This is a genomic window from Sphingomonas colocasiae (genome assembly GCF_019880585.1).
GTDB classification, from domain to species: domain Bacteria; phylum Pseudomonadota; class Alphaproteobacteria; order Sphingomonadales; family Sphingomonadaceae; genus Sphingobium_A; species Sphingobium_A colocasiae.
Genome location: NZ_JAINVV010000014.1, coordinates 178,655 through 205,514, shown reverse-complemented (window position 1 = coordinate 205,514; position 26,860 = coordinate 178,655). Strand labels below are relative to the sequence as shown.

Below are 26,860 nucleotides of genomic sequence, written 5' to 3'. Positions count from 1 at the left end.
CACGATGGGACATTTTGGGACATAAGGGCTTTGTCAGACGGCGACACCAACCCGGCAAGCCCGCTGACCTAGCCCCGAAAGGAAAAGAGGCATGGTAGTGCATCTAATCCGGTTCCGGATCTGGCGGATCGAAGTGAAAATCTTCGAACTGACGATCCGATAAGAACCCCCCGCCCTGTGGCTGCCACCACAGGGCGGGGATAGGGGCAAAATAGGGCACAGATGATGACGATGCAAGCAAACGAGCTGATCGAGATCCGCAAGGCGCTGGGCATGACGCAGAGCGCATTAGCGGATGAGCTAGGGGTGAGCCGCAAAACGATCATGCGGATGGAAGACGGCGGAGAGATCGATCGCCGGACGGAACTAGCCGTCCGATATCTGGCGGCCGTTCATGACGATGACGACGAACCGGCCGTGGACACTCTGAATTACCGACCGGCGACCGAAGAAGATATCGCAGCCGTCCGTGCGGGCCAGCAAAGGGAATTGCTGAATATGGAAGCCGACCTCAACAGGATCCGGAAAGCCATCCGCCGGATTGCCAGCCAGACGCCGGAGAATGACCGATGACCGCCGCGTTTTACGCTTGGTGCGTCATCGCGACCGATAGCGGCTATGAAGCGCGGGAGCTGCCCTACGAGAAGCTGGACGCACCAAATGTGCTGGCGATCCACCCCGATCGCAATAGCGCGGACAATGCGGTCAACCGCGCGATCCTGATGCGCGAACAGGTTGACGAACAATGGCGGCCACAGTTCGACCGCGAACAGAAGGTCCGCGCCGAACTGCCAGCCGGAGCGATCGCCGAACGGCTCGCATCGATCGAGTATGAGACGACGCTGCGGAACAAGCTGTCGGCTTCGATACGCGAGATCGCCCAGCCCCGAGCCTAACCCTTCGGCCAAGCATCCACGGCCCGCTGCCGCCGCCCGTCGCAGCGGGCCAGGTCGCCGTCGCGCAGGCGGAGATTCATTTCCGCGTCAGCGCTCGTCATCGATCCGTCCGGCTGCACCTGCGGCGGTGTCCGGTCGCACGGCATCGCCGCGTCGATCGGCACCGGCGGGATAGGCGGGAAAGAGGGCGGCGGCGTCCGCTTCGATCCCGCGCACGCGGTCAGCAGCAAGGCAGGCAGCACGGCCAGCAGGGGTCTGCGCATATTGGATCACTCTTTCGGTTGAACGCAGGATGATCGGATCGATCGCCGCGAGGCGTTCGGCGTATCGAACCGCCGAAGCCGTCTCGCGGCGCTCATTCTCCACGCGCAGATCAGCGATGCGCTGATCCCTCACGCGGACTTCGGCCTGCCACTTCGCCGCTTCGGCCAGCCGGCCGGCGTCGTGACGGGCATTCCCGAACATCCATATGGCGAACGCCGCCAGCGCGAGGATCCCCGCGCCGGCGGCAAGCTTCGCCCACATGCTATTTCGGCTTCTGGCCGAGCGCGGCGGCGGCGGCATCCGCCTTCGATCCGCTGCGCAGGAACACGGCCGTGATCGCGGCGAAGCCGGCGCCGATCGCCTGCCCATCGGTCAGGTCACCGTTGAGCCAGCTGATCACCACTGCCAGCAGAGCCGCCAGCACGGTCAGATAGGTCTTTTTGCCAGCCAGGAAGTCCCGCATGGCATTCTCCTTTCGTGGTTGCCGGGAAACCGCCCGGCGCGGATCAGGCTTCGTTCGTGGAAAGCCCGCCGGTCGCGGCGACGCGGTAGGGCTTCATGCTCGCCGGCGGCGTCGTCATCGGTGGACGGCGAACCGCGATGCAGCGTGATTTCAGGATGCGCGTGATGGTGACCGCGTCGGACTGGTTGCCGCCCAGCACATGATAGGCCTGGTCATCTTCGGCGATGTAGAAGCCCACATGGCCGCCGCCGTCACGCACGAAGACAAGCACGTCGCCAAGCGACGCCTTGGGCGAGGGCGCGCCGAACTTCGCCCAGTTGCGCGCCCAGAGCGGACCGGCGATCACGGGCTTGCCCGCGCGCTTCACGACGACGGCCGCGAACAGGCCACACCACGGGATGCTGTCCGCGCCATAGGCGGCGGCCACATCCTTGCCCACTTCGCGCGCCCATCCGAGAATGACGGGATTGTTCGCGGCGCCAGGCGCTTCCAGCGTGCCATACAGCGCCAGCCCCTCGCTGATCACCTTCGGCAGCGTGCCGATGGAGCCCAGCCACGCGTATTTCTTCGGAATCGGCATCGGCCGTCCTTTCCTGCTCGTTGGTTGTTCGGGTGCCGGCGCGATCGCGCCGGATCAGGTGTCGGTCTTGGCCAGCTCGCTCGCGGCGGCCGCCGCGTCGATCCGATCCAGCATCATCCCGAAATCGACCGGGAAGGCCTTGGCCAGCATCTGTTCGGCCTGGATTAGCGCCGGGTTTTTCGGATCGATGCGGATTAGCGCCGCCGCGACATGATGGAAGGCGAAGCGGATCGCCTCGTTCTGGCGGCTGATCGCCTCCAGCCGGGCTTTCATCCGGTCGTTATCGGCCTTGAGCTCTTCGCGGATCGCCTGCCACTCGCGATCCACGCGCTGATCCTGCGCGTCGAGCAAATCCTGCCGGCGATCGAGGCGGCCGGTGATCCACTGGAAAAACCAGCGGATCGCATAGAAGCCGCCCCCGGCCCCGGCGCCGCCCGCCGCGATCTGCACCGCGTTATCGACGATGCCCCCATCGTCCATCACAGCGGATCCACCAGCAGCAAGGATCCGGCGTTGAGCTGCGCGGCGGAAGACCCCACTTCGGTGCCCCAGCGGATTTCGAGCGATCCGGATCCGGTGCAGACGAAAACGAAATCGGCGATGATATGCGTCGGCGTATTGATGGTGGTCACGCCGGTGGTGACCAGCTCCGCCGGCAACGCGCCGATCGCCATCGCCAGCGCCGTGGCGGCCGCGTTGTGGTTTATCCCGCCCGCCATATAGCCGTTGATGGTGCCGGTCGCGCCGGAAACGGCCGCGATCGCCAGACGCCCGCCGGTCGCCGTCGCTGCGGTCTGATAGGTACCAATGATCTGGACGCGATAGGTCTGCCCATTGGCCACGGGAAAGGTCCAGTCGCCATTGGTATCCGTGATCAGCGCCGCCGTGGGGCTGGTGCTCGATTCCGCCGCTGCGAGAACCCTACGCGTGCGGTCATCCTGCTTGCGCGGGCCGCTCAGGGCGATCCGCCAATCCGTCTTCGTGCCGCTGCCGCCTGTGTAGCTGACATTGATGGTCAGCGATCCGGTCGTGGCGTTATGCGCGGTCACCTGCCCATACATGTAATTGGCCGGATCGGCATTGCTGGCGGCGATCGCGAACTGACCGACCTGGAAGATCTTCTGCGTCTGGATCGCGAAGACCTTCGACCCGGTGCCGATCGCAAGGCTGGTCGTGCTCGTCGCGTTGTAGTTGTCGGCGGTGTAGGCCGCGACCATCGCCGCCACGAGCGCCTGAATTTGATAGCTCCAGAGGTAGAGCGCCAAGTTCCACTCGTCGCCCTTGGTAACGAACGCGTCCTTTTCATCGACAAGGCGCTGCGGCGGTTCGGGTAGTTCATCGACAGTTGGTAGTGCCATCAGGTCAGCCCTTCGATTTCGAGGGTGCAGACCGACAGCGTCGGATATGCGACCTCGATGTTGAAATCCTTGTAAAATCCGAAAATCACGGACGAGCTGAAGCCGCCGTCCGGTTTCCAGAGAGCGGCCGTCGCGCGGTATTGCGCGAGCATGTGATGCACGCGATCAACCTCGACATTGTCGAGATAGACCTTGAAGGAGCCGCGCCGGCTGTAGCCGCGCTCCACCACCGCGAAATTGCCGAAATCGTCGCGCGCCTTGCGGCTATAATCCTGAATACCGAGCGACAGGCCTTGTTCGGTCAACCCGACCGTTTGGCTCTGGCCGACGACGAGCGCACCGACGGCTGCCATCCCGCCGGGCGCGGCGACGGTGACCCAGACCTCGTCATAATTATATTGTTCGATGTCATCGACGATCAGGTCGGTCTTGCGGACGATCGGCTCGTAATAATAATCCCACAGATCGAAGACCTTGGAATTGTCGGTCATGATGAAGCTGCGCTCGATCGGATCTTCAAGCTGTTCCGCAATGAGCGAAATGCTGATCGTGGCCGCGTCCACGTTCAGGAATGCCAGTGTGTCGAAGCTCCGGCCGAAGATCAGCCGATAGCTCATGGTCTCAGGGGCGGTGGTCTGCGTTCCCGGCGAATTATCGAGCATCGCCCAGCGGTTCGAGGGCTCGCGATCAAGCCAAAAATCGATATCCGAAAGCGGCTTGTTGAAGGTCGGGTTGGCGGTCGCGGTGATCGTGTCCGTTACGCCGCTGCCCGTCGTGTTGAGCGCAGCGCCGCCGGGTGCCGCTGCCAGGTTGAAGCTGTTCGCCAACGGCGACTTGACATAATAGACGACCAACTCGTCCAGCCCGGCGGGCATGATGCCCGTGCTTTCGAAGACGATCGGCGTGTCGGCGGGCAGATCGTGCCCGACCCAGGACACGACAGCCGGCGTGCCGATGCTGATCGTCACGACCGCTTGCGTCCCCTGCAGGGCCTCCATGGTCCGGTGGTTGACGATGTCGAGCACCCGATCGCCGGCCTTGAACACGAAGTAAGGCAGAACGTCCGGGGTGAGCGCCATGTAGGTCCAGGCGGTTTTCTTCCACGAGCCGGGCGACGTTGCGGGATAGTTGCCGAGGTTGTCGTCGTGCAGGCTGATGTAGGTGGTGATGACCCCGCCATAGACGCCGACCGAGGCGCCTTCTCCCGCCGTATAATTCCAGGCCGGATTGAAGGCGCTCGCCATCTCACCTTCAGCAACCGTGGTGCTGTCCAGCCCCAGATCGTTGATCGGCGGCAGGATCGGGATCAGCTTCATGCGACCTCTTTCGTGTTCACCGGGCTCGCCACGGTGTTGATGATCGTCACCTCGCCGGTCAGCGGCTGGTCGCTTTCGTTGCGAATGGTGATCGCATCCTCGCGGATCACGCGGTTCAGCAGCCGCGCGATCGTGGCGGTGTTTATCGCGATCGCCTCATTCTGCGCGCGATTGTCCTCGCGCAGGCCGGTCAGCGTCGATGCCAGCGCATCGAGTTGCGGTGCGCTGGGCGCCGGCGCCGACAGCCCCGGCGTGCTCGCCGGCAACGCAACGACGGGCGAGGGCGAAAGTGCATCCTCTTCCTCGATCGCGTCGAGCAGCGCCAGCATGGCTTCCTCCACGCTTAGCACCGCGTCGGTCGTGTCGATCTGCCCCGCGACAAGGGCCTCCAGCTGGCTCAGCTGCTGATCCGCGATCGTCACTTCCCGATCGGCCGCGCCGATCGCCGCGTCGGTCGCGCGCGCCACCCGCGCCACATCCCGCTGATATTCGGCCAGCGACGACGCGCGATCCAGGCTGGCGTCGAGGAATGACTTGCCGACGGCCGCCATCGCGCCAAGCGCCTGTTCGTCGCCGCGCCGCGCCCGCGCCGCCGTATCGACGAACTCCGCCTGCGCACGGCGATACTGGTCGAAGATCGAATCTCCACCGATCACCAGCGTACCGCGGAACTCGCGGAGCGAGGCCGAGAAGGACTTGAACCGGTCGATCGTGTCGCGAAGCGCGCCGCTTTCGCGCTCATAGGCCGCGCTCAGGGCGCCGCGCGCTTCCGTCACCTTGTCCGCCGCCGCCTTTTGCCGTTCGGCCAGTTCGGCCGCCGCGACCTCCGCATCCTCATACGCATAGATCAGCTGCTGCAACGGCCGCAGGCTGGCATCCATCGCCGCCAGTTCCTGTGCGCGCTTCATCGCCGTGGCTTCGGCGGTGCGGCCCTGCAACTCCAGGATCCGGATTTCCAGAGCGCTCCGGTCCTTGGCCAGCTGCTCGGCGCGCTGGGCGGCTTCCTCTTGCGCCTTCGCCAGCTCTTCCTGCGCGCGCGCCGCGTCTTCGGCCGCCCAGATCTGCTGCTGGAGCGCGCGAAGCGTCGGATCCAGCGCCGCCAGCTCACGCTGCCGCTCGCGCGCCAGCGCTTCGGTATCCTTGCCCAGCGCGCGCAACAGCTGGATCTCCATCGTCGCGCGCTGGTCCGCCAGCGCCTGGGCAGCGCGCGCCGCTTCTTCGGCGGCCTGCTGCTGCTCGCGGATCGCGGCTTCCTGCGATGCCTGCGCCTGGCGGTTCGCTTCCGCCTGGGCGGCCTGTACCCTGGCGAGATCTTCGGCGGCATAGATCGCCTGCAACGTGGCGTGCAGGCTGGCGTCGGTCGCGGCCAGTTCCTGCTGCCGGCGCGCCGCAAGCGCCGCCTCGCTATGGCCCTGCGCGTCGAGCAGCCGGATATTGAGATCCGCCGCCTGTTTCGCGATCGCCGCCGCATCGGCCTGCGCCTGCGCCAGCGCCTGCTGCGCCGCTGCCGCATCCTGCGCCGTCCACACCGCTTGCTGGAGCGCGCGCAACAGCGGATCCAGCGCCGCCAGCTCGTCCGCCCTGCGCGCCGCCGCCGCGCCGGCGGCGTCGCCGGTCGCCTCCATATACTGGATCTCCAGATCGCGTCGCTTGTCCGCGATGGCCTTGGCCTGGGCGGCGGCTTCCTCCGCGACGCGCGCCGCTTCCGCCTGTGCTTCGGCCAGCGCCTGCTGCGCCGCCGCCGCGTCCTCCGCCGCCCAGATCGCCAGTTTCAGCCCGCGCAGGCTGGCGTCCAGCGCCGCCAGCTCGTCCGCGCGCGCCGCCGCCGTCGCGCCGGCGGTATCGCCCAGCGCGCGCATCAGGTCGATTTCCAGCGCGCGCCGCTGCGCCGCCAGGTCCTGCGCCTGGCGAAGCGCTTCGGCCTGCGCCGCCGCTTCCTCGTCCGCGCGCTGCTGTGCCGCCTGCGCTGCCGCCTCTTCGGCCGCGCGCAGATCCTCCAGCGCATAAATGCGTTCCTGCAACGCGCGCAGGCTGGGATCCAGCGCCGCCAGCTCGTCCGCGCGACGGGCCGCCAGCGCGCCGACCGCATCGCCGGTCAGCTCCATGATGCGGATGTCCATGTCGCGCCGCTTGTCGGCCAGCGCCGCCGCTGCCTGGGCGGCCGCTTCGGTCGCGGCCGCCAGTTCCTTCGCCACCGCCGAAGCGTCCAGCGCCGCCCACACTTCCAGCTGTTTCGCCCGCAGCGTCTCGTCCAGCGCCGCCAGCTCGTCCGCGCGACGCGCCGCCAGCGCGCCCGCGCTGTCGCCCAGCGCGTCCATCAGCTGGATGTCCAGCGATCGCGCCTGCTTGGCGATGGCGGCCAGCTCCGCAGCCGTCTTGCCGGTCTCGCCCAGCTCCGCGTCGAGCGCGCCCATATACTCGATCACCTTCGAGAACGCGGGCGCCACGGCGAGCAGCGAAGCATACATGTCCTGCCCACTTACGGTGGAGAGATCCAGGCCGAGCACGAGATCCTTGAACTGGTCCTTCGTGGTTACGCCGGCATGGCCAAGCCGCGCCATCTCCGCCGACACCGCCGATACGATCGGCGCCATCTGTTCGGCTTCGCTCAGGAAATTCTCGCGGAAAAACTGCGTCTGCTCGGTAAAGGCGTCGAGCCCGCCGAACAGGTCGATCAGATCCTCGCGCGCCGCGACCGATGCCATGCCCACCGCGCCGAAGGTCATGCCGATCGCGCGCAGGGCGGTGTCGATCGTGGCATAATCCTTGGCCAGCCGCGCAAGCGTTTCGAACGTGCCTTCGCCCACCTTCTGGAATGCGGCCAGGCCGGGCAGGGCGGCGTTCGCCATGTCGTCGCCCAGCTTGGAGAACACGGCTTCCAGCTGCTCGCGGATCTCGTCCCCGCTCAGATCCTTGATAGAGATCTTGCCGATATTGACCGAGAATGCGTCCAGCGCCGCCTGCGCGCCCTCCACGCCCAGCATGCCGGCGGCGTCGATGATGCCCGCACGCATCGATCCGATGATCAACGCAACCTGGCGCTCCATGTCATTGTCCAGGTCGCCATATTCGGTCGTCACCTTCGTCTTGTTGGACGTGGTGATGCCAAGGAACTTCTTCTTCGTCTGGGTCTGGATGTCGCTGTAGATCTGGCCGATCGCGCCGCCGTTGATGATGTCTTCCACGGTCTGTGCCGCGAAGCTGATGCCCTGATCGAGCAGGGTGACCGTCTTTTTCGTGCCGAACAGCGCCTTCGCGATGCCGCCAAGCAGCCCGCCGATGATTGGAATGTCATCCAGGATGTTGATGACGGTCGGCAGCATGAACGGCAGCTTGGTCGTTTTGCCGAGACCGAAACCCGATGTGTCGAAATCGCCGCCGGTCACGCCCAGCTGCCGCGCGAGCTGGTTTGTCAGCGCGCCGATATTGGTTTCGATCGCGCGCAGGCTGCGCACCATCTCGTTCGTATATTCCAGGTCCTTGTTCGTGTTCTTCAGCATCAGCGCCAGGCTGTTCGCGATCGAACCGGATTTCGCCTCGCTGTCCCCCAGCACACCGCCCGCGCCCTGCGCCGCCTGCACCTCTTCGGCGGATGGCGGGCGATAGCTCGCACCCCCGCCGCCGGCCACGGCCGCGCCCAGCCCGGCCATCACCGCCACCATCGCGGCAACGGCGGGGAAGCCGAACGGGCCGAGCGTCGCGAACATCTTGGCCGCGCCCGCCGCGATGTTCACGGCGGTATTCGCCAGCTGCACGATCGCGAACGCTTTTTCCGCAGCCGCCATCGCCTTGTATCCGGCGCTGTGTTCCTTGAAGAGCGATTTGGCCGCGCCCATCGTGCGGCCCATCGTGTCGAGCTGGAGATTGCCCAGCCGCGCTTCGGCCTGCGCCTGGTCGATCGTGCCGGCCTTCACCTGCGCTTTGATGAGTTCCTGTTTCTCGCCATATTCGGCGAGCAGCGCGACCACTTCGCCGATCGCCCCGCCGACGCGCCCGAACGCGCTCGCCATGGTATCGGCGGCGTCATTCGCCGCGTCGGACAGTTCGGCCAGATCATCCAGCATGGCTCGAGTGGCGGCCTCATTCGCGGCCCGACTGTCTTCCCGCTGCACCTGGTCCAAACGCGCCTTGGCTTCCTCAAACTCGGTACGCGCTGCCTCGAATTCTTTGACCTGGTTGGAAATCCAGCTCCGCACATCTTCGCGGAACGCGCTTTCCAGATCTCGCTCGATGCCGTTCGATGCGCGCTCAAGATCTTCGAGAATTGCGACGAACGCGTCCACATCGGCCTTGGCCTTTTTGCTGGCAGCACCAGCGGCGCCTATCGCCTGCTCGACCTTTCGGCCGTTCGCGCGCTCCATAGCGGCATAAAGTTCTTGCAGTGCCCCATCGAGGGCCACCACGCGCTTCTTCGTGCCATCGAGCGTCGCCTGCGCCTTCCCGACAGCGTCAGCACCGGTCCCAAAGATACGGTTGAGCAGGCCGTTAAGACCGAATCCCATGCCATTCGCTTGGCGCCTTGCAAGATCATAATCACCCGCGCCGCTGCCACCACCCATCATACTGGCTTGCAAACTGGCATTTGCTGACGCGATCGCCTTTGCATTCGCCAGTTCGGCCTCCGCGCTTCGGAAGAGGGCTACAGCCTTTTTCCCTTCGGCCACGATGCGCGCTTCCGCTGCCCTCGTCGCCGCCTCAGATGTCGCGATATGAGCGCCGGTCGCGGTGTCGAGATCTTCGATCGCCTTGCGTGATATCGCGATGGCGTCGGCTACCCCTTGCTGGCCGGCAGCGAAACTTTGCGAAGCGTATTTCGACTCGTCGACTTTTTTGGAAAGCGCCAGATAGGCAGCACCGGCCGCGACCAACGCGATACCCAACGGCCCTAGGGCCGTGGCGATCACCGCGCGGATGGCAACGCCAAACGCGGTCATTGCACCTGTCGCCGCTACCTGCGCAGCGGCGGTAATACCCAACGTCCGCGCAGTGGTCGCGAGCAGGCCGATATGAATGCCCAGACTGCCATTCATGAGCGTTTGGACTGCCGCCGATGCGAGCAGGGCACCGCGATAGGTAACAAAGCCAGTGGCAACAGCACCGGCAAGCTTCGCGATGTTGCCGAAATTGTCGACCAGCCATGACAATGCCGGTGCAACATCCTGCGCGATCGCGGTGGCCGATCGGATCAGCTCGCCCGCTATCGCGCCCAGCTGGGCTGCGGTCCCCTCCGCACCGGCCGCAACGCCCGTCATTGCGGAAAGGGCATCGCCCAGTGCATCGTTGAATCCGCCTTCACCAAAGGCGATGAAGGCGGCGGTAACAGCATCTTCCAGATTGGCGAACTGGCCATTCAGCGTCTGCATCTGCGCGTCCATCGCGCCCGCGAACTGCACATCGCCTATGCCGCGCAGATAGGCTTGGATCTCGTCCGACGATTTCTTGACCGTCGTGGTGACACCTCGGAACGTGAAGGAGACCTTGTCGCCTTCCTGGGCGGCCTTGATGCCGAATTCCTTCAGCCTTTCGAACTCGCCAGTTGAGGCGTCGGCGACGGCCTCGATCATTTGCATCAGGTCCTTGCCCATGCTGGCGGACGTGTTGCCGTAGCTGCGCAACGCGTCAGTCGAGGGATCAAGGCCGAGATTCTTGAGCTTGATGAAGGCTTCCACGGCCTGATCGACCGCAAACGGCGTTTCCTGCGCGAATTGCTTCAGCTTATTATATTCGGCCGCAGCGGCGCCGACCGATCCGGTGGCGACTTTCAGCGAGGCCTGTAGGGACTGAAACTCACGGTTCACGTCGATTGCGTCACCCGCCAACGAGGCAAGGCCGATCGCGCCGAGCGCCGCACCGACGACACCGGCCGCCGCCGCGACGCCGCTGAAGCCGGATGCAGCGGCGCCCGCCGCACCGTTGAGCCGAGTGAAGCCGGTGGCGGCGTCGCCCGTCGCTCCGCCCACTGCGCGCTTCATTTGGTTCATGTCGCTCTGCAGGCGCGCGATATCCGCGAAGATCTGGATTTCGAGCGAACCCGCCGGAACTCCCATCGACATTCCCCATAAGAAAAGGCTGCCGGGTCACCCCCGACGGCCTGTGGTTCAAAACGGTGCCGCTGGACACGAAATCCAGTGGCAGATAGCCTCCCGCCTTTCGGGGGAGGCGCAAATGTTTCGACGTATCCTATTGTCCGTCACAGTGCTGTTCGGAACGGCTGGATGCGATCAGCTCGCCCAGAAACAGCTTTCGGACATTCAAAAGCAGGTCGCGGAGGATGCGGTCAAACAGTACGAAATCGTCCGCAATTCCGGCACGGCAGTTGATAAATGTGTGCACGCGGGGTTGGTCGCTGCCTCCTATTTGCAGGCCCAAGACGAGAGCAACTATCAACATTGGAAGGCGATCGAAGCCGGCAACTGCGCAGCAGCCGGCGTTCCCCGCTAACCCTCAACCGCAGCCGCCGCGAGAGATTCCAGCACCGCATCCACCTGCGCCGCGACCGCCGCCCGATTATGTTCGGCCGGCGCCTCGATCCAAGGTGCCGGGCATTTCTCATCCTTGGCCTGTTCGGCCATGGCGAGAAACGCGCTGGACAGGCCGATCAGCGTCCGCGCCTCCCATGGCGTCAGCAGCCCGCCCGTATTCGCCTTCCAGTGGCTGATCGTATCCCAGCCGATCGGCGCCGCGCCCATGCCTGTCGCGATCGTCGGGCCGATCTCCATCAGCAGCTCTACCATCTCGGGCAGCTCCACCCATGGCAGCGGCGGCGCGATGCCGTTCGCCTTCATGCGCGCCAGCCGGGATACGGGCTTTACCTCTTCGCCCCCGTCGATCGGGTTCAGCGTCGGTTTCGCCTTCGGCGCCGGCACGGCGTTGAGCCATGCCAGCTGCCGAACATGCAGCGTCAGCTCTGTGCTGACGCTTTCGAGAAATTTTCCCAGTCGCCCACATGGGCGTGCACCTGGTCAGCGATGAAACCCAGCTTGCGGTTGGAATAGACCGCCTTGGTCAGCGCATCGCCGGTCAGGTCGCCCAGTTCGAGATTTTCGAAATGGCTGGTGATGTCGCAAAGATAGCGCACGCCATCTTCGAAGATCTCGTCTGCCGACAGCTCCTTTTTGCCCTTGCGCGCGCGTACCAGGTTGCGGCTGCCGCGCTTCGCGTTCGCCTTGGCATACTCCGGCGACGCGGGGCCAAAGAGCACCACATTGACGGGCTTTTTGCTTTCCTCGCCCTTCGGATCCTTGGTCACGTCATACATCAGATCGCCATCGGCGTCCTTCAGATGCAACGTGCCGGTTTCCAAAACCTCTTTTTCCAGAATGTTCATGATTGTCTTCCCGTGGATGGTGCACCGCCCGTCCTGCCTCCACGAGACAGCAGGACGGGCGATGCGCGTTGACCGGCTCAGCGCCGGATTGGTGTGGAGGCGTCAGGCGCCGATCAGGACGATCGTGTAGGTGACGCCGGATCCGCTCGATCCGTTCGCGATCTTGAGCAGATCGGCCGTCGCCGCGGTCACCGCGTATCCGGCCGCCGTGGGCGCGGCGAGCACCAGGAAGCCGCCGGGCTTCACCTTCACCGTGTCGGTGGACGCACCGAACATGGAGAAGACGCCGTTGCTCGATGCGCCACCCACGACAACGTCATTGGTGTTGCCCGGCGCCGCATAGACGATCAGCGCCTTCAGCTTGGTCATCGCCATCGCATTGCCGAACGCGTCGATCAGCGTCGTGCCGTTCAGGTCGAGATCTTCGGATGCCGAAGCCGCGAGCGAGCGCGTATCGGTGAAGATCTTGTTGGCCTGGCCGGCGCCGGCGCCGTCGGTGAAGACGACATTGGGGTTGAAGTTGATCGGATAGTTCGCCGATCCGATGTCGAGGATATTCGCGAGGATGCCAGCCAGGCTGACGCTCAGGCTCGCGCTCAATGCAGTTGCCATGTCGATTGCTCCCTATGAGCGGATTGAAAGGGAAGGGCGCTGCGGCCGATCAGACGACGACGATGCCGACGCCGCTGTCGGACGTGGTCAGCTCAAGCTGCGCCGTGACCGAGACGACGTTGTCGACGCCGCCGAAGGCCTTTGGCGCGCTCATCACCAGGGCGAGGAAATAGAAGACCTTCCCCGACTGGCTGACGATGCGGATGGCGTAGGCGGCATCCGAATTGACCGCCTGCTCCATGATGACCTGGCCGGCGTCGCTGGCGTCATAGCCATAGGTCAGCTGGATGGTGCCTTCGTTGAAGCTGCCCTTCAGCTTCTTCGTTCCGCGCGTCTTGATCGGCTGGTGAGTGACCAGCGCATAGACGCGGCCGAAGCTGCCCAGATCGGTCACCTCGCCGGCTTCGATGAACGGCAGCACGCCATACCCGGCGGCGTCGTAGGTTGCGGGAAGCGTCGCACAGATCGAAATCGTCGTGCCCGCCGTGGTTTCAACACCCATTGGCTTTCTCCATTAAAAAAGCCGCCAGAATCTGGCGGCGGGTCATCACCGGCGAGCCGGCAATTTCGGTGCGGTCAGGCCGCTTCGTTTGTTTCCGGCCAGGCCGTGGCCGGATCGATGTCCTCGATCGGGCAGACGGACAGGGCGGCGCGCTGATCGGCATGGGCCGGATCGTGAAGTACGCCCAACGGCAGCACATAGGATCCGGCGAGATCTCCGGCCGCGATCTTCACGGGGCGAAGTTGATGTTCGCGCCCCATGGTCGCCACCGTGACGGCCTGGGCCAGATCGGGCGACAGGAGGATGCACAGGGCCATCAGATTGCTCCGGCGAGCTGAAGGCGCCGCTTGGTGCGCGCATGGAAATTGGCGAGATCCAGATCGGTCAGGCCGGCCCCGGACATCATCGCCAGCTGAAGGCGGCCACTGAAGTTCGCCGGCACGCCGCCACTGGTTCGCGCCGCAAGGCTCAGCAGCGTCTGGTTGAGCGAAATTCCGGCCGCCACCTGCGCGCTATAGACCGGCACGCCATCGTCCTTGACGGTCCAGAAACCGTTCGCGTCCCGGCGGGTCCAGCAGAAGAAACCTATCGAAGTCGGCACGGCCAAGGCGACATTGAGCGCCGCCGTCTGGTTCGAACGGACAATCGCGACCGCACCGTTCCGGCCCGCGATCATGGCGCGGCTGTGGCCGACGTCGAACTGTGTGCCCGACGATATGTCCGTGCCCAGCCACACGCCCAGATGCGCGTCAGCCGCCTTGTACTTGGCGGAGGGATACGCTGCCGGGTCAAAGCCGCTGTCCAGATAGGCGGCGATCTGGTCACCAATGAAACCCTGCCCGCGAAGGAAGGTCGGCGAGTTGACGGCGATGTCGTCGAACGCCGCATTCACATAATCCAGCCGCGCCGCCTGTTCGTCTCGCTGCGGACGGATCTTCAGCAGATCCAGCTTCGCCCAGATCCCGTCTTCCTTCAGGCCGCGAATATATTCGTCATCCGCCGCCATTTCGGCATCGGTGGCCGCGACCGATCGGCGAGCCCAGAGCGCCAGCGCGTCCTCGTCATGGACGGGCGCCGCCGCGACGCTGGTTTCCTCATTGTACGAAACCATGAAATCCTGCGCCCGCATCTTGATGCCGGTCGGACCGGTGAAGTCCGGCCCTTGGCCGTCCGTCTGCACCGATACGCGCGCGACCAGGTCGAAATCGCCCAGCTTGCCCGCCGCCGCGCGACGCACCAGCCCGATCAGCTTCAACCGCTCGACGGCATCTTGCGCGTGCACCGTCACCTGCACCCGATCGGTGACCCGCTGCACGGGCATCATGCGCACCGGTCGGCGATCCACCGAACTGACCTGCTCAATCGTGATTGCCGGGATAACAGTGCCCTTCGGCAAGTCACCAGCGACGACGCGATCTGCGGGAACCTTCGCAACCAGCGGATCGCTGGCGAGCAGCAGCGCGCGCATCACGGCAATCCCGCTCACGGTTCGAATTCCTCCGTCACCGCCAGCGCCGGCGCCTGGAGCGAACCCCAGCTCAGCCGCTGTGCGATATACTGGCCGCACACGTTGATCGCTTCGGCCGCCTTCGTATCCAGCGCCGGCCGCAGGAACGGATAGGCCGGATGGCCGGGGTGATACACATACGGCCCGACGAAATTGCCGTTGATCACCAGGCTGCCGTCGCGAACCATGTTGTTCAGATCCCGCGTCCGCGTCTTCGTCGATCCCCGCTTCCGCGACCGGATCTTGCTGCGGACGATATCCAGCTCGCCGCCGGCGACGACAATCCAGTGCGCCTTCACGCCATATTCCAGCCAGGGCGCGATATAGTCATGCGCCCCGCGCACGATCACCTTCGCCGATATCACGCTGCCCTGTACCCGGCTGCTCAGCTTGATCGCCCGCGCAAGGCGGCCGGAGCGCTTCCGCACATTCTGTTTCGCCTGGTCGCGGATCACGCCGGCGCCGGCACGAACGCCGCCACGCACCGCATTGCGGCCGATCTTGCGGGGTAGCTGATCCATCAGCGCCAGCAGCTCCGGCCCGCCGTTGAGCTTCATCTCCATCATGAGACGGGATCTCCGGCGCTGCTATATTCCTGCGCCATCAGCTCGATGCCCTGGCGGCGCCCCAGCTCGACCGGGCCGGAAACGATCTCCAGCGTCCGCCCACGATACAGGATCCGCATGTCGCCGGTGATATCGGTGCGATACCGCATCCGGATCCGCACCGGCCGCAATTCCATGTTGATCGCGTCTTCCAGCTGCTCAGCCTTGCTGGGCAGCACTTCTTGCACATTCGCCCAGCGCTTGCCGCCATGCGGCACCCAGCCGCCGGCCGTGATCGCACCCAGGCGAGGATCGCGGATCACCGCCTTGCGCTGGAACTGGATCTGCCGATCCAGCTTGCCGATCGAAAACGGCCGCATGGTCAGATCGTCGGCAGCCGCGTGAGATCGCACCAGGCGCGCGCGCCGGGCGACAGCTCCGAAACGTCGTCGCCGCGATTCTCATACAGATGCGACAGCATCAGCTTGACGGCCTGCACCAGATTGCCCGGCCGCGTTTCGTCCGAATAGCCGGCGGTGAACGTCACCGTCACCACGCCGTCATCCTGTGCCGCCATCGGCCAGCTCTTGCCGATGCCCGGCACCAGCTCGCCCAGCGCCAGCCGCCAGTCGCTGGCCGAAAGCGAAATCGCATCGCCATAGGGATCGAGATACGAGATCGCCGTGACTTCGGTCACCGGCCCGGTGCCAAGCACCATCCGCGACGCAAAACGCCCTTGCCAGGTCCGCGTCGCGGAACCCAGCATGACCTTGGTGTAAAGCTCGACGGCCGTGATCGCGGCATCGCGAAATGCCCCGATCACGGCGTCTTCCGCATCGTCATCGGCGTCCACGCGCAGATGCGCCTTGGCCGCCTCCAGGGAAAGCACGTCCTCCCCATAGGAGACGGCCAGGGGCATCAGCATGAACGACATGATCGATCAGGCCGCGTTCGCGACCGGGCCGTTTTCGGGATGGCCCTTGAGCACGGCCATGCCGATCGGCGTGCCGGCGCCGTGCGTGCCGCTGAAATCGGCCAGCAGCTTCAAATAGCGGCGCCCGCCCTTATAGCCGATGCGATAGGCCGCCGCAGCGGCATGCGCCGACGTCAGCGCCTTGATGATGCCGCCCGAACCGACCGACGCCAGGCCGAGCACATCCCCGATTTCGACGGGATCATAGGTCACGTCGTCATCGCTGTGCGTCAGCTTGAATTCGATCTTGTTGGAGCCGGTGAACGTGATCCCGCCGATACCGATCAGCAGCAGGATTTCGGCCGAGTTGAAGCCCTGCAGGTCGATCGCGACAGGGGTGTTGTCGGCACTCAGGGCCGCCGCTTCCACAAGCGCGGCGGCGATGTGCGAATGCAGATCGCGCATTGTCTGTCCTTTCGAGAAAATGTCACGGCGGCGGGCCACCCCCGCCGCCGGATTGCGATCAATCGATCAGGCGGAGCACTTCAGAAGCTTGATCGCTTCGAAGTTGGTCACCCCACCGCCGACGCGCTTCGTGGTATAGAAGTGCACGAACGGCTTGTTGGTATAGGGGTCACGAAGCACCCGCGTGCCAATGCGATCGACGATGGTGTAGCCGCGCTTGAAGTCACCGAATGCGACCGGAAGATTGCCGGCACCCAGGCCGGGCATGTTATCGTCCGTTTCGATCGGTTTACCCAGGATCGAGCCGACTTCCGCGACAGCCGAAGGGGGCGACCAAAGATAGTTGCCCTCGCCATCTTTCCATTTCCGCATCGTGCCCAGCACGGCATCGCTGGTCAGGAACGACGCATTGTTCCGATACCCCTTCTTGAGCGAGTAATAGAGATCGATCAGCGCATCGGCCGGATCGCTTGCCGCGAAGCCGGATGCTCCCCCCGTCTTCACGAAGCCGAGCTTACCCCACACATGGGAAGCGTTCGCGACGGCATCGTAAGCCAAGATGCCACGCGGCTTCTTGTTGCCGTTGCCGAGAATGAAGGCTTCACCCTCTTGCTCGGCGAACTCAATCGATACCTCTTCCGCCAACCATTCGGCGATATCGATCATCGCATCGTCCAGCAGGGTCTGGGTCGCGGCCGGGTTGGCATAGATTTCCCCGGTGTTGATCGCGATTTCGCGCAGGGTCGGCGTATCGGTTTCAGGGCGGGCGTCTTCCTCGCCAACCCAGCCCGAGGTCGCTCCACCGACATTGACCAGCTTCTTGTAACCGCTGGTCCCGATCCGGATGACGCGGGCCATCCCCCGCATGGCCGAAACGGTACCCAGAACGCGCTCGATGCCCCGCTCCATTTCGATCGGCACGACATAGCCGCCATCGGGATCGGACTGGGTGGTCAGCTCGGCTTTGATCGACAGATCCTTCAGATCGGCGTCGATCGCCCGATCGCCCTTGCGGAACCACGTATTGAAAACGCTGGAATGTTCTGCCGCTTCGGGCGAGATTCCGTCCGGAGCGCCGCCGATCTTTGCAGCGGCGAGCGCGACGTTGGCAGCGTCCAGGGCCTTTGTCAGGGTGGTCAGATCGGCGTTGATCTTATCGATCTTCTCGTTGAGCACAGCGTCATCGACCTTGCTCTTGAGCGCCTGATCGTTGGCTTCCTTGAACGACTCGAACGTGGTCTGGATGCTTTTGATCAAGTCGATCGGATCGTCGGACTTGGCCATCGGCATTGCGGAAACCGCTCGCGGCATAGTGGCGAGCGCCGTCGACGCCGCGATGATCGCGACGGTGGCAACCTTCTTCATGTTAAGCTCCTTGGCTTTAGCTTTTCAGGGTGGCGAGCAGACCAGCGAGGGCGCTGGTCAGACCCGGATCGGCAGCGCCAGGCGTGCCGGCATCGTGAGCAGCGCCGGGCGTGCCCTTGATCTTGTTGATGGTCGCGCGCGCTTCGGTGCGGCTGCGGCCGGCCGCGACCAGCGTCAGCTCTAGAGCGCGCAGCTCGTTGACTTCGCGATCCTTCGATTTCGCCGCGTCGTCGGTCGTGACCTGATCGGCAGCCAGCATCGCATCGGCGAAGCCGCGCTCGATCGCGGTGGATCCGGACATCCACGTTTCCGCGTCCATCCAGCGCGCTACCTCTTTCGCGTCGGCGCCGGTGCGGGCGGAATACACGTCCACCATGGCCTGGTCGAACGGCGTCAGCCATTCGGCGGTTTCCGCCATGTCGTGCCGATTGCCGATTGCGAGCACCCAGCAATTATGGATCATGATGAAGCTGGCCGCGCCGATCTCGATCGTGTCGCCGGCCATGGCGATGATCGACGCGGCCGACGCCGCCATGCCCATCACCTTCACCGTGATATCCTGCGGATGCTCGCGCAGCACGTTGTAGATCGCGATCCCTTCGAACATGTCGCCGCCGGCGGAATTGATCTGGATCTCGACCGGACGATCGCCGATCGCGCGCAGCTGGGCGGAAACCTTTTTCGCGGTGATGCCGCCGCCCGTCCACCAATCCTCGCCGATCACGTCGAACATGGTGATGACATTGTCACCTTGGGCGACGGCATGCGGCCGGACGCCGGCGGCGTCCTCGCCCCAGCGCTGGAAGACATCGGGCTTCGTGAAAGCGGAAACGCGGCGGTCGCCGGGAACCGGCAACGCGGCCGGGCGCGCCATCGCGTAGACGCGGGCATGATTACGCATCTTTCGGTTCCTTTTCGTCGTCATTGTCGTCAAGGCCGGTCTTTCCGGCGGTGTTCGGCGGCGGATAGTAAATGTCGCCGCCCTCGCGGGGGTTTTCATCCTCCAGCGCGCGAACTTCGTTGGGGCTGTAGACGCCCCATTGCAGTGCCGCGATATAGCTTGCCCAGCGCGTCTTCATGTCCGCTCGCGCTACGGCATTGCGGTTAAATCGGGCATAGACCTTCAGATCGTCGACGCAGTCGGCGGTCAGCGCCTCCTCCCACATGACGTAATCGTCTTCGAGGCAGTAGATCCGGAACGCGGTGGCCTTTTGCTCCAGCCCGGTGCCCCAATTAGAGTCCGATCCGCTATTGTCCCCGATCATCGACGGCGGCACGCCGAAGAACATGCAGATTTCGGAGCGCGACAGCTTCTTGCTCTCGATCCACTCCGCGTCTTCCTGGTTGAGCGCAATCGCCTTGTAATCGAGCCCTTGCTCCAGCACGATGATACGCCCCGCATTCTCGCCGCCGCTGCGATAGCGATCGGCCGATTCCTGAAGCCTGTCGCGCGCTTCGGGGCTCAATTTCTGCGTTGTGGTCAGCGCGCCGCTGACCTGCGCGCCGTTCTTGAACACGTTGGAGCCATGCCGCTCCATGGCGATCGCCTGGCCGATCGTCTCTCGGGCATAGGCCAGCGGCGTAACACCCCGAACGCCATCCAGCGTCAGGTTGAGCAGGTGCAAGACATCGCGCTGGTCGAACTTGACCTGGCGCCCGTCCTTCCGGGTCCAGGTATATTCCAGCGACAGATCTTCGCGCTGTTTCACGTCCACCCGATCGGGATGGAGCGGGATCAGCGCCTGCACCCCGCCGAGTGCGCCCCGGACGATCGCCGCATAGGCGTTACCGCGCAGCAAGACATGCGCCTGCATCATCCGCTTAAACACGGCGGGTTTCTGCCACTTGTTCGGCCGCCGGGTCAGCACCGACCAAAGCTCCAGATCGTCCGCATCTTCGCGCGTCCGCGCATCGACGCGGCGCATCAACTTGATCGGCGTCGTCGCGACCGCGCTGCTGCGGATCCGCACACACCCGAATACCGTCGCGACCCGCATCGCCGTTTCGGCGTTCACGACTTCGCCCGAAGCCGTCGTGCTACCGGTGCGAAGCGCTTCTTCCAGTTCCGATGACGAAGAGATCAGGATACCGCCATCAGGCACCGAAGCCATGGGCGTATAGCCGGTCGAAACAGAGGGCGCGCTGCCTGTCGAGCTGATACCGTTCCGGCGGTACTGCTCTGCTGTCATGACGCTGCCCGGCATATCAGAGGATCATCAACTCGCCGTCGATAATGCCGGCGGCTTCAGGGTTGCGCTCCAGCAGCTTCGTGGCGTTGAAGATCGCGATCAGCGGATCGATTTTCGCCTTTCCGGCAACCTGCTTGTCGATGACCACAGCGTTACCCCTTTGCTCTGCCTTCGCGTTCCCGACGCACCAGGCCGCCAGCGGCTGCCCACCATGGACCGCCACTTTGTCTTTCAACTTCCGTTCAAGTGACCACACTGCCGACGACAGGCGATAACCCTGCCCGATCGCGACGCGCTGTTCCTCGGTGATGCCGATCCCATCGAGCGCATCGACCAATACGCCGACGCCCTGCGGGTCGAGCCCGATCGCCGCCTTATCGGGGAACAGACCCATGTCGTTCACCCGTTCGATGATCGCGGCGATTTCCTCGATATCCTGCTCGACGTGCTTGCACTCGATCAGGTCACCGTCATCCACAAAGTCGCGCAGCAGTTCGGCGATTTCAGGGCGCAGGCCGATGACTTCCGGCTGCACCCAGGCGCGCACCCAATAGAGCCACTTGTTCGTATCGCGTTCGCGACCAGCGATGCACAGCGCGAACAGGTCATCTAACCCCCCGCCGTCGACGCCCGCCACCACCACTTCACAGCGCGCCAGCAGCTGATCGAGGCTAAGCTCCCTATCAGCGGCACCCTCCCAATAATCGGCGCCTCTCCAACCGTCGGATCGCAGCCGGAGCCCGATCTCGACGTTGAAGTGCTGCGACGCTATGAGCAAGAGCTGTTCCGCGCCGTCACGTTCGGCCTTGCGCAGCTCGCGCTCTAGGAAGGGTTCGTCAACCGACCGGCCAAGGTTCGGATTGACCATGGGCCAGTAGCGCCGTTCCTTCCAGAGATGCCCCTCAAGCACCTTTTCGGGGAACTCGTAGAGGATAGGCAGCAGCGGCAGATCGATCTTGCCGTCGCGGACGTCGCGGGCGTTCGCCAGCTCGGTCTTGAACACTCCGGACGGCGGATCCTTCGATTGCGTCGTCGTCTGGATCAGGAAACCGTCCGGACGCTTCGCCAGGGCACCGCGGAGTTCGACGAAGATATCGGCCGCGTTCGCCTTCTTGGCGAACACGTGCGTTTCGTCGATCAGCGTGCCGACTGGCTTCCCGCCCGTAACCACATCGGTGTCAGCTGCTTTGATTTGCAGCTGCGTCCCTAGCGTCCGGTGCGTGATCGTCCGGACATGACGCTGGATCTGGAACAGCTTCTCCAGTTCCGGATCCGAAAGGATCGTGTTCATCGCCTGTTTGAAGGCGATGTTCGCAACCTGGATGGTTGGTGCGATGATGTTGAACTCCGCTTCCGGTCGCCGATTGACGATCGTCGCGGTGAGCATCAGCGCGCCACCGGTACTCGACTTCGAATTGCCCTTGGGGATGAGCAGGAACAGCTCCTGAATCATCCGCCGGTTCGTTTCCGGATCGTATGATCCGAGCAAGGCTTCCACGATCGGGAAGAACCATGGGCCGCACGCATCGGCCATCCGTGGCTTCCCGATCACGTCGGGGATCCGCAACCGCTTGAAGACGCGGAGCGCCCGCGCCGCCTCTTCCTTGAACAACGGTAGCGTCGGCACCAGCGAGGTGCCCTCCGTGAGCCGCTGTTCCCAGTCTAGGCACGCGGTCGACCAGGGGTTCATGACTTAGTGTCTGGTGCCCGGCAGCAGATCGTCACCCCAGTCGCTGTCCTGCCCGGCCGTCTTAGCAGCTTCCGCCGCCATCGCCTTCTTCCCCATCCGCGACGCCCGAAGCGCGACGTCCTGATCGGCCTCGTCTTCGCTGTCGTCGGCCTGGTCGCTGCCTGCGGCGCCGAACATCGCCGCGTCCAGCCGATCGATCGTCTTGCCGATCTCCTTCAGCGCGGAGACATTGCCGGCCTTGGCTTGCTCCCAAAGCAGCGCCAGGTGCCCGGCCTTCACCTTGTCCAGCGCCCCGTCGCGAACCGCGAGCTGCCGGAAATAATACTTCGCCAGTGTCTTGTCCGTGATGCCCATCGCGCGAGCTATGCGCCAGTTCGGCCAGCCCTGCGCCAATAACAGCATGACTTTGCTGCGATTTTGATCGGTCGCGATGTGCGGCGGCCGACCGCGCCGACCCAGACCCTCAGGGATCGGATCCCCCAGCAGGTCAAAATCCCAGTCGGCCATGAAAAAAATCTCTCCGTGGGATCGGACGCGGTACAGGTCCGCGCGCCTCTCCGAAGTTTTGACCCTCCCCCCGGTCAGACCCGACCGAGCGCGCGTCGCCGCCGAGCTTCCGCCGTTTTCTTCGCGTGATGCGCGGCGCACAGCAGCTCGATGTTCGACGGATCGAGATCCGCGCCACCATCGCGACGCTCGACGATATGATCCGCGATCAACCCCTTGGTCGAGCCGCACCGCTCGCAGAAGGCGCCGCGTTGCCGCTTGATCTGGCGGACCAACGCGCGCCACTCCGGCGAGCTGTAGAACTGATCGGCGATCTTCGGCGCTGGGCGCACTCGCGACGGCAAGCCGCCGACACGTCCGCCAAGGCTGGTCAATCGCCCCATCACATGCCCCGAAAACGCCGCGCCCCGCCGGGCCGGAGCCGAGCGGGGCGCGGAAGTTGGGAGAGGAACACCCGGTCAGTCACAAGGCCTGCCCAAGCGTATCCCTAAATAGGCTCAAATCGGCCGAGATACGAACAGGCAAGGATTTGCAAATTTATGCAAATGCTACCCCCTTGACACGCTATTCCGCCCAAAACGGCGGTTCGCACGCTCGCACACCTTGAGCATAGCGCGGCTATATCGCATCCGGAGCCCATCGGCGCCGCGCTTCACGCCCATCGCGCGCCGCAGCTTCATCCACGGCACCCGTTCATGGCCCTTGGCGAGCGCGCGAATGGCAAGGGCGATCAGCCGGCGATCATCCTCCGATGCCGCCATCAACCAAGCGAACGCCTCTTCCATCTCCGCCATCTCTTTCCGCGTCAGCTTCGGCTGGACGGGCATGGCGGCAGCATTGGGCGGCCCGAACGCATCGTGATCGCCAAAGCCGGTATGGTGGCGATAGTCCGGCCAGCTCGCCTTGACGGCGTGCCATTCGCGCTCACGGTCGGGCATGCGCCAGGTGCACTGGACAGCCTCGATCAAACGACCCTGCACATCCTCCAAGGACATGAACCTCCCTTCCTCCCGAGCCTTGCGAGGATCAAAGGGAGGATCATTATCAATGTTTTCAGTAGGATGATCAGTCTTAGGGAGCATGGGAGCATATCCGCAATAAGTCTTGTGCGCGCGCCTGCGCCTGCGCATGTGACGCAAGGGGCCGGAAATCGCCTCCCGCAAGCTCCCATCCTCCCTAAACGGCAGAAATCGGCGCTTCCCGTGGCGTTCTATCCTCCCTCATTCGGCCAGCGCGAGGGAGGAAGGGAGGATCATGGCGGCAAATCATCATCGCTATATCGCCCGGTATCAGGGGCCGGGGGATCGAATTGCGGCGGCGGAGCGGCCCCAGGCGGCAGGCCAGCGCTGGGCTTGTCCGGATGCTTCGGTGCGGGCAGCTCGCGCGCCTGCGGCTTCCCGTCATGATCGGTGAAGTCCGTTTCCACGAAGCGCGGCACGATATCATGCCATTGCATCGTGCTGGCCTTGTTGATCTTGAAGCCCTTCTTTTGCATCTGGGCGTTCAGGTATTTGGCCGACCACGCCTTGCCGGACGCCGGCAGCTGCTGCGCCCAGGTCTGCCACGCTTCGAACAGCCGATGCAGCGCCGTCGCGCCCAGCTTGTCGCCAGGCGATCGCGCGATGCACAGATCGAGGAACATGCCCAGCATGTCGTTTTCCTCGTGGTACTGCTGGGTGGCCTCGACCATGGCGTCTGGCATGGGCAGCCCGTCGGTCAGATAGGCCAACGCGCCGGCGACCACGCGATTGAGCACGCCTGACATCTCAGCCTTGATCTTGTTCTTAAGCTGAATGTCGCGTTCTTCCTTTGGAATGATGACATCCCACGGGACGACTTGCGCGCGCCGCCTGGTTCCCCAATCGGTGCCGATCCGGGGCAGCGTATTCGCCATGATCGTATTGGCCCAGGTGACCAGCAATTCGAACGGCGGACGGTTCAACTCACGGACACCGCCGATCGGTTCGTCCGACGTCAGCGCCTTCAACAAGCCGTCCGAGAACTTCGAACTGTCATCAGGCTCGTTGGCATAGACCATGCGGCGTCCAGCAAGCGCGGCAAGGTCCGTCGTCGGACCGCCGCCAGTACGCTTGGGGCCACCGCCCATGAATGTCTCGATGCCCGTTGCCCAGGCATAGTCGCCCAGCAACCAGGCGATCGTCTGGACCCAGACGCCCTTGCCATTGGACCCTTCACCATAGAAGATCGCCATCCGCTGCGCATCGGCCAGGCCGATGGCATTGTATCCCGCCCAGCAATCCAGAAAGGTGCGCATGTCCGCACCGGGCTGCACGCGCTCCAGGAAGGTGTCGAACACCTTGGAGATCGCCGCCGGATCGAAGCTCGCCCGCGCGATCTTGGTGATTCGATCCTTTCGCTGATGCGCACGCAATTCCACATGCGCCGCCGCACCATCGACGGGCCGGAAGAATTGCAGAGTGCCATTCTGCACGTTGAGCGCCAGCGGATCCACGTCGAAATCTTCCGTTCGGGCGGATAGCCGCGACTGCGCCATTGTCGGGATGCAGCTGATATGCCCTGCGCTTTCCGAAGCGCGTCCCCAGGCCGCGACCTTGTCGGAGAGCAGCACGATATCGCCGTTGCTCTTCACCTGGACGATCGCGTTGTGGCGCGGCCCCTCGCCGCCGGTTTCGCGGGCGAGCAGCCGCTGGCGATACCACATGTGCGATTTCAGCTTCCGGCGCTGCTTTCGGAATTCGCGGATGAAGTGCGGGTCGCGTTCGTCGACATTATCGTCCGGATGCGGCTCGCCATCATCATCGTCGTCGTTCAGCTCGACATCGCCATCCTTGGGCGGAAACGGCACACCGCTGGCCCGCACCAGATCCGCTTCGTCCTGCACCAGCCGCATGGTTTCCTGCACCGCACGGCCGATCATCGGCACCGCCATGTCCCGGTTCCAGCGCTGCCCGTCCCACGCCAGCCAGCCCCAGGCCTCCACGAACAGGAAGTTGGCGCCATAGCGGGCAAGGAAGCGCTCCAGATTGCCCAGGTCCGTCTGGGGCATGAACGCGCAGCGCAACGTCAGATCGTCGCCCCAGCCCCCATCCTTGCCCGGCCCGCACCCCAATTCGCTCCCATCGCCGCCATTCCCTCCCGCATGGGAGCTTTGCCCATTCCTCCCGTCGTCATCCGGGGGCGGGGGGGAGGATCGGTCAGGAAGGCCGGGGGCGGATGACGAAGCGGCCGCGGGCCTCCCGGCCCGCGAACTCCCGTTCGCTTGGGCAGAGCTTGGGCGCGCGCCAGCACGCGTGCCGACGTCGGACAGATCGTGCGCGTTCTGCATGCCGTCGCGCAGCCCGTTCTCCATCGTCTGTTCGGCGCCGTCCGGATCCTGGTTGTTCGGCATGTTGCGGATGACGTCGCGAAGCGCCGCGCGCACCACGCTTTCGCTCAGCCACCCGCCGGCGACAAAGCCGCCCAGTTTCAGCGCCGCGAAATAGATGCCGCGATTCCGCCCGCCATGGCGGCCGCCGCCCTCCGGCGTCTTCTCCAGCTCCGCGCACTCGTCTTCCAGCGCGCGCAGGGCATAGCGCCGGCGCACCACATCGGCGGGATCATCGCTGCGGTTTACAGGTGGCGCCGATCGCGTTGACGGTTCGGCCGCATCGGTTTCCGCCGGCGCCGCCGCCCGCGCCCGTTTCGCGGTCGATCGCAATATCTCGATCAGCGCCGCCGGCGCGTCGACGGCTTCATCGCCCAGCTTCCCGCGATACCAGCGATACCGCCCCTTTTCGGTGCCGTCGTCATGATAGGTCACGCTGGGCGGCGCGATCACATAGCCGCCCTCTCCGCGCACATCGACATGCCGGGGCAGGTTCCCGCGATTCCGGATCGGCTCCCCGTCCGGCTGGCGCAGATACACATGCACGCCCTCGCTCTGCGTTATCGCCGTCAGCGAGGGCGGCAGCGCGCAGCCCATCTGCTCTTCCAGGTCCGCTTTCAGCTGCTCCAGCGTGAAGACTTCGCCCGTCACCGCATCGTGGCGAGGATCGAAGTCGAGCACGAAACAGCCGTTGCGACCCGTCGCCAGCCCGATCAGCGCATTGGGGTGTCGCCGCCACCATTCGCGGATCCGCGCTTCGTCGGTGGTCGCATCCTTGAAGCCCGCGCCGGTATAGGGCGATTTCGCCTTGTATGTCCGCTCGTTGCCGTTCGCCAGGCGCACGGTTTCGTCGCGCTCGCGACACGGGAAAACCGGCCAGCCATGCCGCGCGTATCGCAGAGCGGCCGAACACATCGGCGAAGGTAGGTCGGCACTCGGCACGGTCAGCAAATCCCCCCGTGAAAATCACGGCACACGAACGAAAACAGGCTTCCCGGCCGAACCGGGAGGATGC

General features: G+C 64.5%; 28 protein-coding genes. 3 read left to right on the top strand and 25 right to left on the bottom strand.

From position 1 onward, the window contains the following. Positions 1-222 precede the first annotated feature (222 nt). Both K7G82_RS27775 and K7G82_RS27770 read left to right on the top strand, forming a co-directional pair. Entirely contained in the window at positions 223-573 is a 351-nt protein-coding gene (locus K7G82_RS27775; protein WP_222993479.1) for a helix-turn-helix transcriptional regulator, read from the top strand. Continuing rightward, positions 570-896 carry a hypothetical protein gene (locus tag K7G82_RS27770; protein WP_222993477.1) on the top strand — a complete coding sequence of 109 codons (327 nt, stop codon included), beginning with the start codon at positions 570-572 and terminating at the stop codon, positions 894-896. The genes K7G82_RS27775 and K7G82_RS27770 overlap by 4 nt, the downstream gene beginning before the upstream one ends. Before the next feature lie 87 nt (positions 897-983). Here K7G82_RS27770 and K7G82_RS27765 read toward each other — a convergent pair whose 3' ends face one another. The 7 genes from K7G82_RS27765 to K7G82_RS27735 are packed head-to-tail and all read right to left on the bottom strand — an operon-like array spanning position 984 to position 10,924. Then, on the bottom strand, positions 984-1,460 hold the full coding sequence (locus K7G82_RS27765) for a hypothetical protein (protein WP_222993476.1): 477 nt from the start codon (positions 1,458-1,460) through the stop codon (positions 984-986). Beyond that, entirely contained in the window at positions 1,423-1,623 is a 201-nt protein-coding gene (locus K7G82_RS27760) for a hypothetical protein (RefSeq protein ID WP_222993474.1), read from the bottom strand. Before K7G82_RS27760 ends, K7G82_RS27765 begins: the two co-directional genes overlap by 38 nt. A gap of 43 nt (positions 1,624-1,666) precedes the next feature. After that, positions 1,667-2,203: a TIGR02594 family protein gene (locus K7G82_RS27755; RefSeq protein ID WP_222993472.1), complete on the bottom strand. Its 537-nt coding sequence runs from the start codon at positions 2,201-2,203 to the stop codon at positions 1,667-1,669. 54 nt (positions 2,204-2,257) lie between these two features. Then, positions 2,258-2,683 (bottom strand): hypothetical protein, encoded by a 426-nt coding sequence (locus K7G82_RS27750; protein WP_222993470.1) that lies wholly within the window; start codon positions 2,681-2,683, stop codon positions 2,258-2,260. Further along, positions 2,683-3,561 (bottom strand): hypothetical protein, encoded by an 879-nt coding sequence (locus K7G82_RS27745; RefSeq protein ID WP_222993468.1) that lies wholly within the window; start codon positions 3,559-3,561, stop codon positions 2,683-2,685. The genes K7G82_RS27750 and K7G82_RS27745 overlap by 1 nt, the downstream gene beginning before the upstream one ends. Then, a complete protein-coding gene (locus tag K7G82_RS27740) occupies positions 3,561-4,877 on the bottom strand; it encodes a hypothetical protein (RefSeq protein ID WP_222993465.1) in 1,317 nt (438 codons plus the stop codon). The genes K7G82_RS27745 and K7G82_RS27740 overlap by 1 nt, the downstream gene beginning before the upstream one ends. Further along, positions 4,874-10,924, bottom strand: a complete 6,051-nt coding sequence (locus K7G82_RS27735) for a hypothetical protein (protein ID WP_222993463.1) — start codon at positions 10,922-10,924, stop codon at positions 4,874-4,876. Before K7G82_RS27735 ends, K7G82_RS27740 begins: the two co-directional genes overlap by 4 nt. Before the next feature lie 118 nt (positions 10,925-11,042). Between K7G82_RS27735 and K7G82_RS27730 the strand changes: the two genes are divergently transcribed. Next, complete coding sequence (locus K7G82_RS27730) at positions 11,043-11,318, top strand: hypothetical protein (protein WP_222993461.1); 276 nt, start codon at positions 11,043-11,045, stop codon at positions 11,316-11,318. On the opposite strand, the gene K7G82_RS27725 is transcribed toward K7G82_RS27730, so the two are convergent. The 18 genes from K7G82_RS27725 to K7G82_RS27640 form a co-directional block, all read right to left on the bottom strand. Then, a complete protein-coding gene (locus K7G82_RS27725) occupies positions 11,315-11,743 on the bottom strand; it encodes a hypothetical protein (RefSeq protein ID WP_222993459.1) in 429 nt (142 codons plus the stop codon). The genes K7G82_RS27730 and K7G82_RS27725 overlap by 4 nt on opposite strands. A 35-nt stretch (positions 11,744-11,778) precedes the next feature. After that, positions 11,779-12,204: a hypothetical protein gene (locus K7G82_RS27720; protein WP_222993457.1), complete on the bottom strand. Its 426-nt coding sequence runs from the start codon at positions 12,202-12,204 to the stop codon at positions 11,779-11,781. A 102-nt stretch (positions 12,205-12,306) separates the two neighbouring features. Next, positions 12,307-12,816, bottom strand: coding sequence for a hypothetical protein (locus K7G82_RS27715; protein WP_222993455.1), 510 nt, complete (start codon positions 12,814-12,816; stop codon positions 12,307-12,309). A 49-nt stretch (positions 12,817-12,865) separates the two neighbouring features. Next, the gene (locus K7G82_RS27710) at positions 12,866-13,318 is read right to left on the bottom strand and encodes a hypothetical protein (protein ID WP_222993453.1); all 453 of its coding nucleotides are present in this window, start codon (positions 13,316-13,318) and stop codon (positions 12,866-12,868) included. A gap of 74 nt (positions 13,319-13,392) precedes the next feature. Next, complete coding sequence (locus K7G82_RS27705) at positions 13,393-13,635, bottom strand: hypothetical protein (protein WP_222993451.1); 243 nt, start codon at positions 13,633-13,635, stop codon at positions 13,393-13,395. Further along, on the bottom strand, positions 13,635-14,804 hold the full coding sequence (locus K7G82_RS27700; RefSeq protein ID WP_222993449.1) for a hypothetical protein: 1,170 nt from the start codon (positions 14,802-14,804) through the stop codon (positions 13,635-13,637). Before K7G82_RS27700 ends, K7G82_RS27705 begins: the two co-directional genes overlap by 1 nt. Next, positions 14,801-15,391, bottom strand: a complete 591-nt coding sequence (locus K7G82_RS27695; RefSeq protein WP_222993447.1) for an HK97-gp10 family putative phage morphogenesis protein — start codon at positions 15,389-15,391, stop codon at positions 14,801-14,803. The genes K7G82_RS27700 and K7G82_RS27695 overlap by 4 nt, the downstream gene beginning before the upstream one ends. Beyond that, a complete protein-coding gene (locus K7G82_RS27690; protein WP_222993445.1) occupies positions 15,388-15,750 on the bottom strand; it encodes a phage head closure protein in 363 nt (120 codons plus the stop codon). The genes K7G82_RS27695 and K7G82_RS27690 overlap by 4 nt, the downstream gene beginning before the upstream one ends. A 2-nt stretch (positions 15,751-15,752) precedes the next feature. Next, positions 15,753-16,295 carry a head-tail connector protein gene (locus K7G82_RS27685; protein ID WP_222993442.1) on the bottom strand — a complete coding sequence of 181 codons (543 nt, stop codon included), beginning with the start codon at positions 16,293-16,295 and terminating at the stop codon, positions 15,753-15,755. A 15-nt stretch (positions 16,296-16,310) separates the two neighbouring features. Continuing rightward, complete coding sequence (locus K7G82_RS27680; RefSeq protein ID WP_222993440.1) at positions 16,311-16,748, bottom strand: hypothetical protein; 438 nt, start codon at positions 16,746-16,748, stop codon at positions 16,311-16,313. Positions 16,749-16,814: 66 nt separating this feature from the next. Beyond that, on the bottom strand, positions 16,815-18,113 hold the full coding sequence (locus K7G82_RS27675) for a phage major capsid protein (RefSeq protein WP_222993438.1): 1,299 nt from the start codon (positions 18,111-18,113) through the stop codon (positions 16,815-16,817). 16 nt (positions 18,114-18,129) lie between these two features. After that, complete coding sequence (locus K7G82_RS27670) at positions 18,130-19,014, bottom strand: head maturation protease, ClpP-related (RefSeq protein WP_222993436.1); 885 nt, start codon at positions 19,012-19,014, stop codon at positions 18,130-18,132. Then, on the bottom strand, positions 19,007-20,302 hold the full coding sequence (locus K7G82_RS27665) for a phage portal protein (protein WP_222993434.1): 1,296 nt from the start codon (positions 20,300-20,302) through the stop codon (positions 19,007-19,009). Before K7G82_RS27665 ends, K7G82_RS27670 begins: the two co-directional genes overlap by 8 nt. A 16-nt stretch (positions 20,303-20,318) precedes the next feature. After that, positions 20,319-21,992 carry a terminase large subunit gene (locus tag K7G82_RS27660; RefSeq protein WP_222993432.1) on the bottom strand — a complete coding sequence of 558 codons (1,674 nt, stop codon included), beginning with the start codon at positions 21,990-21,992 and terminating at the stop codon, positions 20,319-20,321. 3 nt (positions 21,993-21,995) lie between these two features. Next, positions 21,996-22,499, bottom strand: coding sequence for a hypothetical protein (locus K7G82_RS27655; protein ID WP_222993431.1), 504 nt, complete (start codon positions 22,497-22,499; stop codon positions 21,996-21,998). Between the two features lie 74 nt (positions 22,500-22,573). Beyond that, positions 22,574-22,873, bottom strand: a complete 300-nt coding sequence (locus tag K7G82_RS27650; RefSeq protein WP_222993430.1) for an HNH endonuclease signature motif containing protein — start codon at positions 22,871-22,873, stop codon at positions 22,574-22,576. Positions 22,874-23,047: 174 nt separating this feature from the next. After that, the gene (locus tag K7G82_RS27645) at positions 23,048-23,581 is read right to left on the bottom strand and encodes a hypothetical protein (RefSeq protein WP_246623927.1); all 534 of its coding nucleotides are present in this window, start codon (positions 23,579-23,581) and stop codon (positions 23,048-23,050) included. A gap of 170 nt (positions 23,582-23,751) precedes the next feature. Next, positions 23,752-26,760, bottom strand: coding sequence for a phage/plasmid primase, P4 family (locus K7G82_RS27640; RefSeq protein ID WP_246623940.1), 3,009 nt, complete (start codon positions 26,758-26,760; stop codon positions 23,752-23,754). Positions 26,761-26,860: the final 100 nt, after the last annotated feature.

What these genes read in the sequence shown, in the direction of transcription:
- K7G82_RS27775 (WP_222993479.1), top strand. Translation starts at nt 223, where the DNA reads ATGATGACGATGCAAGCAAACGAGCTGATCGAGATCCGCAAGGCGCTG.
- K7G82_RS27770 (WP_222993477.1), top strand. Translation starts at nt 570, where the DNA reads ATGACCGCCGCGTTTTACGCTTGGTGCGTCATCGCGACCGATAGCGGC.
- K7G82_RS27765 (WP_222993476.1), bottom strand. Translation starts at nt 1,460, where the DNA reads ATGCCGCCGCCGCCGCGCTCGGCCAGAAGCCGAAATAGCATGTGGGCG.
- K7G82_RS27760 (WP_222993474.1), bottom strand. Translation starts at nt 1,623, where the DNA reads ATGCGGGACTTCCTGGCTGGCAAAAAGACCTATCTGACCGTGCTGGCG.
- K7G82_RS27755 (WP_222993472.1), bottom strand. Translation starts at nt 2,203, where the DNA reads ATGCCGATTCCGAAGAAATACGCGTGGCTGGGCTCCATCGGCACGCTG.
- K7G82_RS27750 (WP_222993470.1), bottom strand. Translation starts at nt 2,683, where the DNA reads ATGGACGATGGGGGCATCGTCGATAACGCGGTGCAGATCGCGGCGGGC.
- K7G82_RS27745 (WP_222993468.1), bottom strand. Translation starts at nt 3,561, where the DNA reads ATGGCACTACCAACTGTCGATGAACTACCCGAACCGCCGCAGCGCCTT.
- K7G82_RS27740 (WP_222993465.1), bottom strand. Translation starts at nt 4,877, where the DNA reads ATGAAGCTGATCCCGATCCTGCCGCCGATCAACGATCTGGGGCTGGAC.
- K7G82_RS27735 (WP_222993463.1), bottom strand. Translation starts at nt 10,924, where the DNA reads ATGGGAGTTCCGGCGGGTTCGCTCGAAATCCAGATCTTCGCGGATATC.
- K7G82_RS27730 (WP_222993461.1), top strand. Translation starts at nt 11,043, where the DNA reads ATGTTTCGACGTATCCTATTGTCCGTCACAGTGCTGTTCGGAACGGCT.
- K7G82_RS27720 (WP_222993457.1), bottom strand. Translation starts at nt 12,204, where the DNA reads ATGAACATTCTGGAAAAAGAGGTTTTGGAAACCGGCACGTTGCATCTG.
- K7G82_RS27715 (WP_222993455.1), bottom strand. Translation starts at nt 12,816, where the DNA reads ATGGCAACTGCATTGAGCGCGAGCCTGAGCGTCAGCCTGGCTGGCATC.
- K7G82_RS27710 (WP_222993453.1), bottom strand. Translation starts at nt 13,318, where the DNA reads ATGGGTGTTGAAACCACGGCGGGCACGACGATTTCGATCTGTGCGACG.
- K7G82_RS27705 (WP_222993451.1), bottom strand. Translation starts at nt 13,635, where the DNA reads ATGGCCCTGTGCATCCTCCTGTCGCCCGATCTGGCCCAGGCCGTCACG.
- K7G82_RS27695 (WP_222993447.1), bottom strand. Translation starts at nt 15,391, where the DNA reads ATGATGGAGATGAAGCTCAACGGCGGGCCGGAGCTGCTGGCGCTGATG.
- K7G82_RS27690 (WP_222993445.1), bottom strand. Translation starts at nt 15,750, where the DNA reads ATGCGGCCGTTTTCGATCGGCAAGCTGGATCGGCAGATCCAGTTCCAG.
- K7G82_RS27685 (WP_222993442.1), bottom strand. Translation starts at nt 16,295, where the DNA reads ATGCTGATGCCCCTGGCCGTCTCCTATGGGGAGGACGTGCTTTCCCTG.
- K7G82_RS27680 (WP_222993440.1), bottom strand. Translation starts at nt 16,748, where the DNA reads ATGCGCGATCTGCATTCGCACATCGCCGCCGCGCTTGTGGAAGCGGCG.
- K7G82_RS27675 (WP_222993438.1), bottom strand. Translation starts at nt 18,113, where the DNA reads ATGAAGAAGGTTGCCACCGTCGCGATCATCGCGGCGTCGACGGCGCTC.
- K7G82_RS27670 (WP_222993436.1), bottom strand. Translation starts at nt 19,014, where the DNA reads ATGCGTAATCATGCCCGCGTCTACGCGATGGCGCGCCCGGCCGCGTTG.
- K7G82_RS27665 (WP_222993434.1), bottom strand. Translation starts at nt 20,302, where the DNA reads ATGACAGCAGAGCAGTACCGCCGGAACGGTATCAGCTCGACAGGCAGC.
- K7G82_RS27660 (WP_222993432.1), bottom strand. Translation starts at nt 21,992, where the DNA reads ATGAACCCCTGGTCGACCGCGTGCCTAGACTGGGAACAGCGGCTCACG.
- K7G82_RS27655 (WP_222993431.1), bottom strand. Translation starts at nt 22,499, where the DNA reads ATGGCCGACTGGGATTTTGACCTGCTGGGGGATCCGATCCCTGAGGGT.
- K7G82_RS27645 (WP_246623927.1), bottom strand. Translation starts at nt 23,581, where the DNA reads ATGCTCCCTAAGACTGATCATCCTACTGAAAACATTGATAATGATCCT.
- K7G82_RS27640 (WP_246623940.1), bottom strand. Translation starts at nt 26,760, where the DNA reads ATGTGTTCGGCCGCTCTGCGATACGCGCGGCATGGCTGGCCGGTTTTC.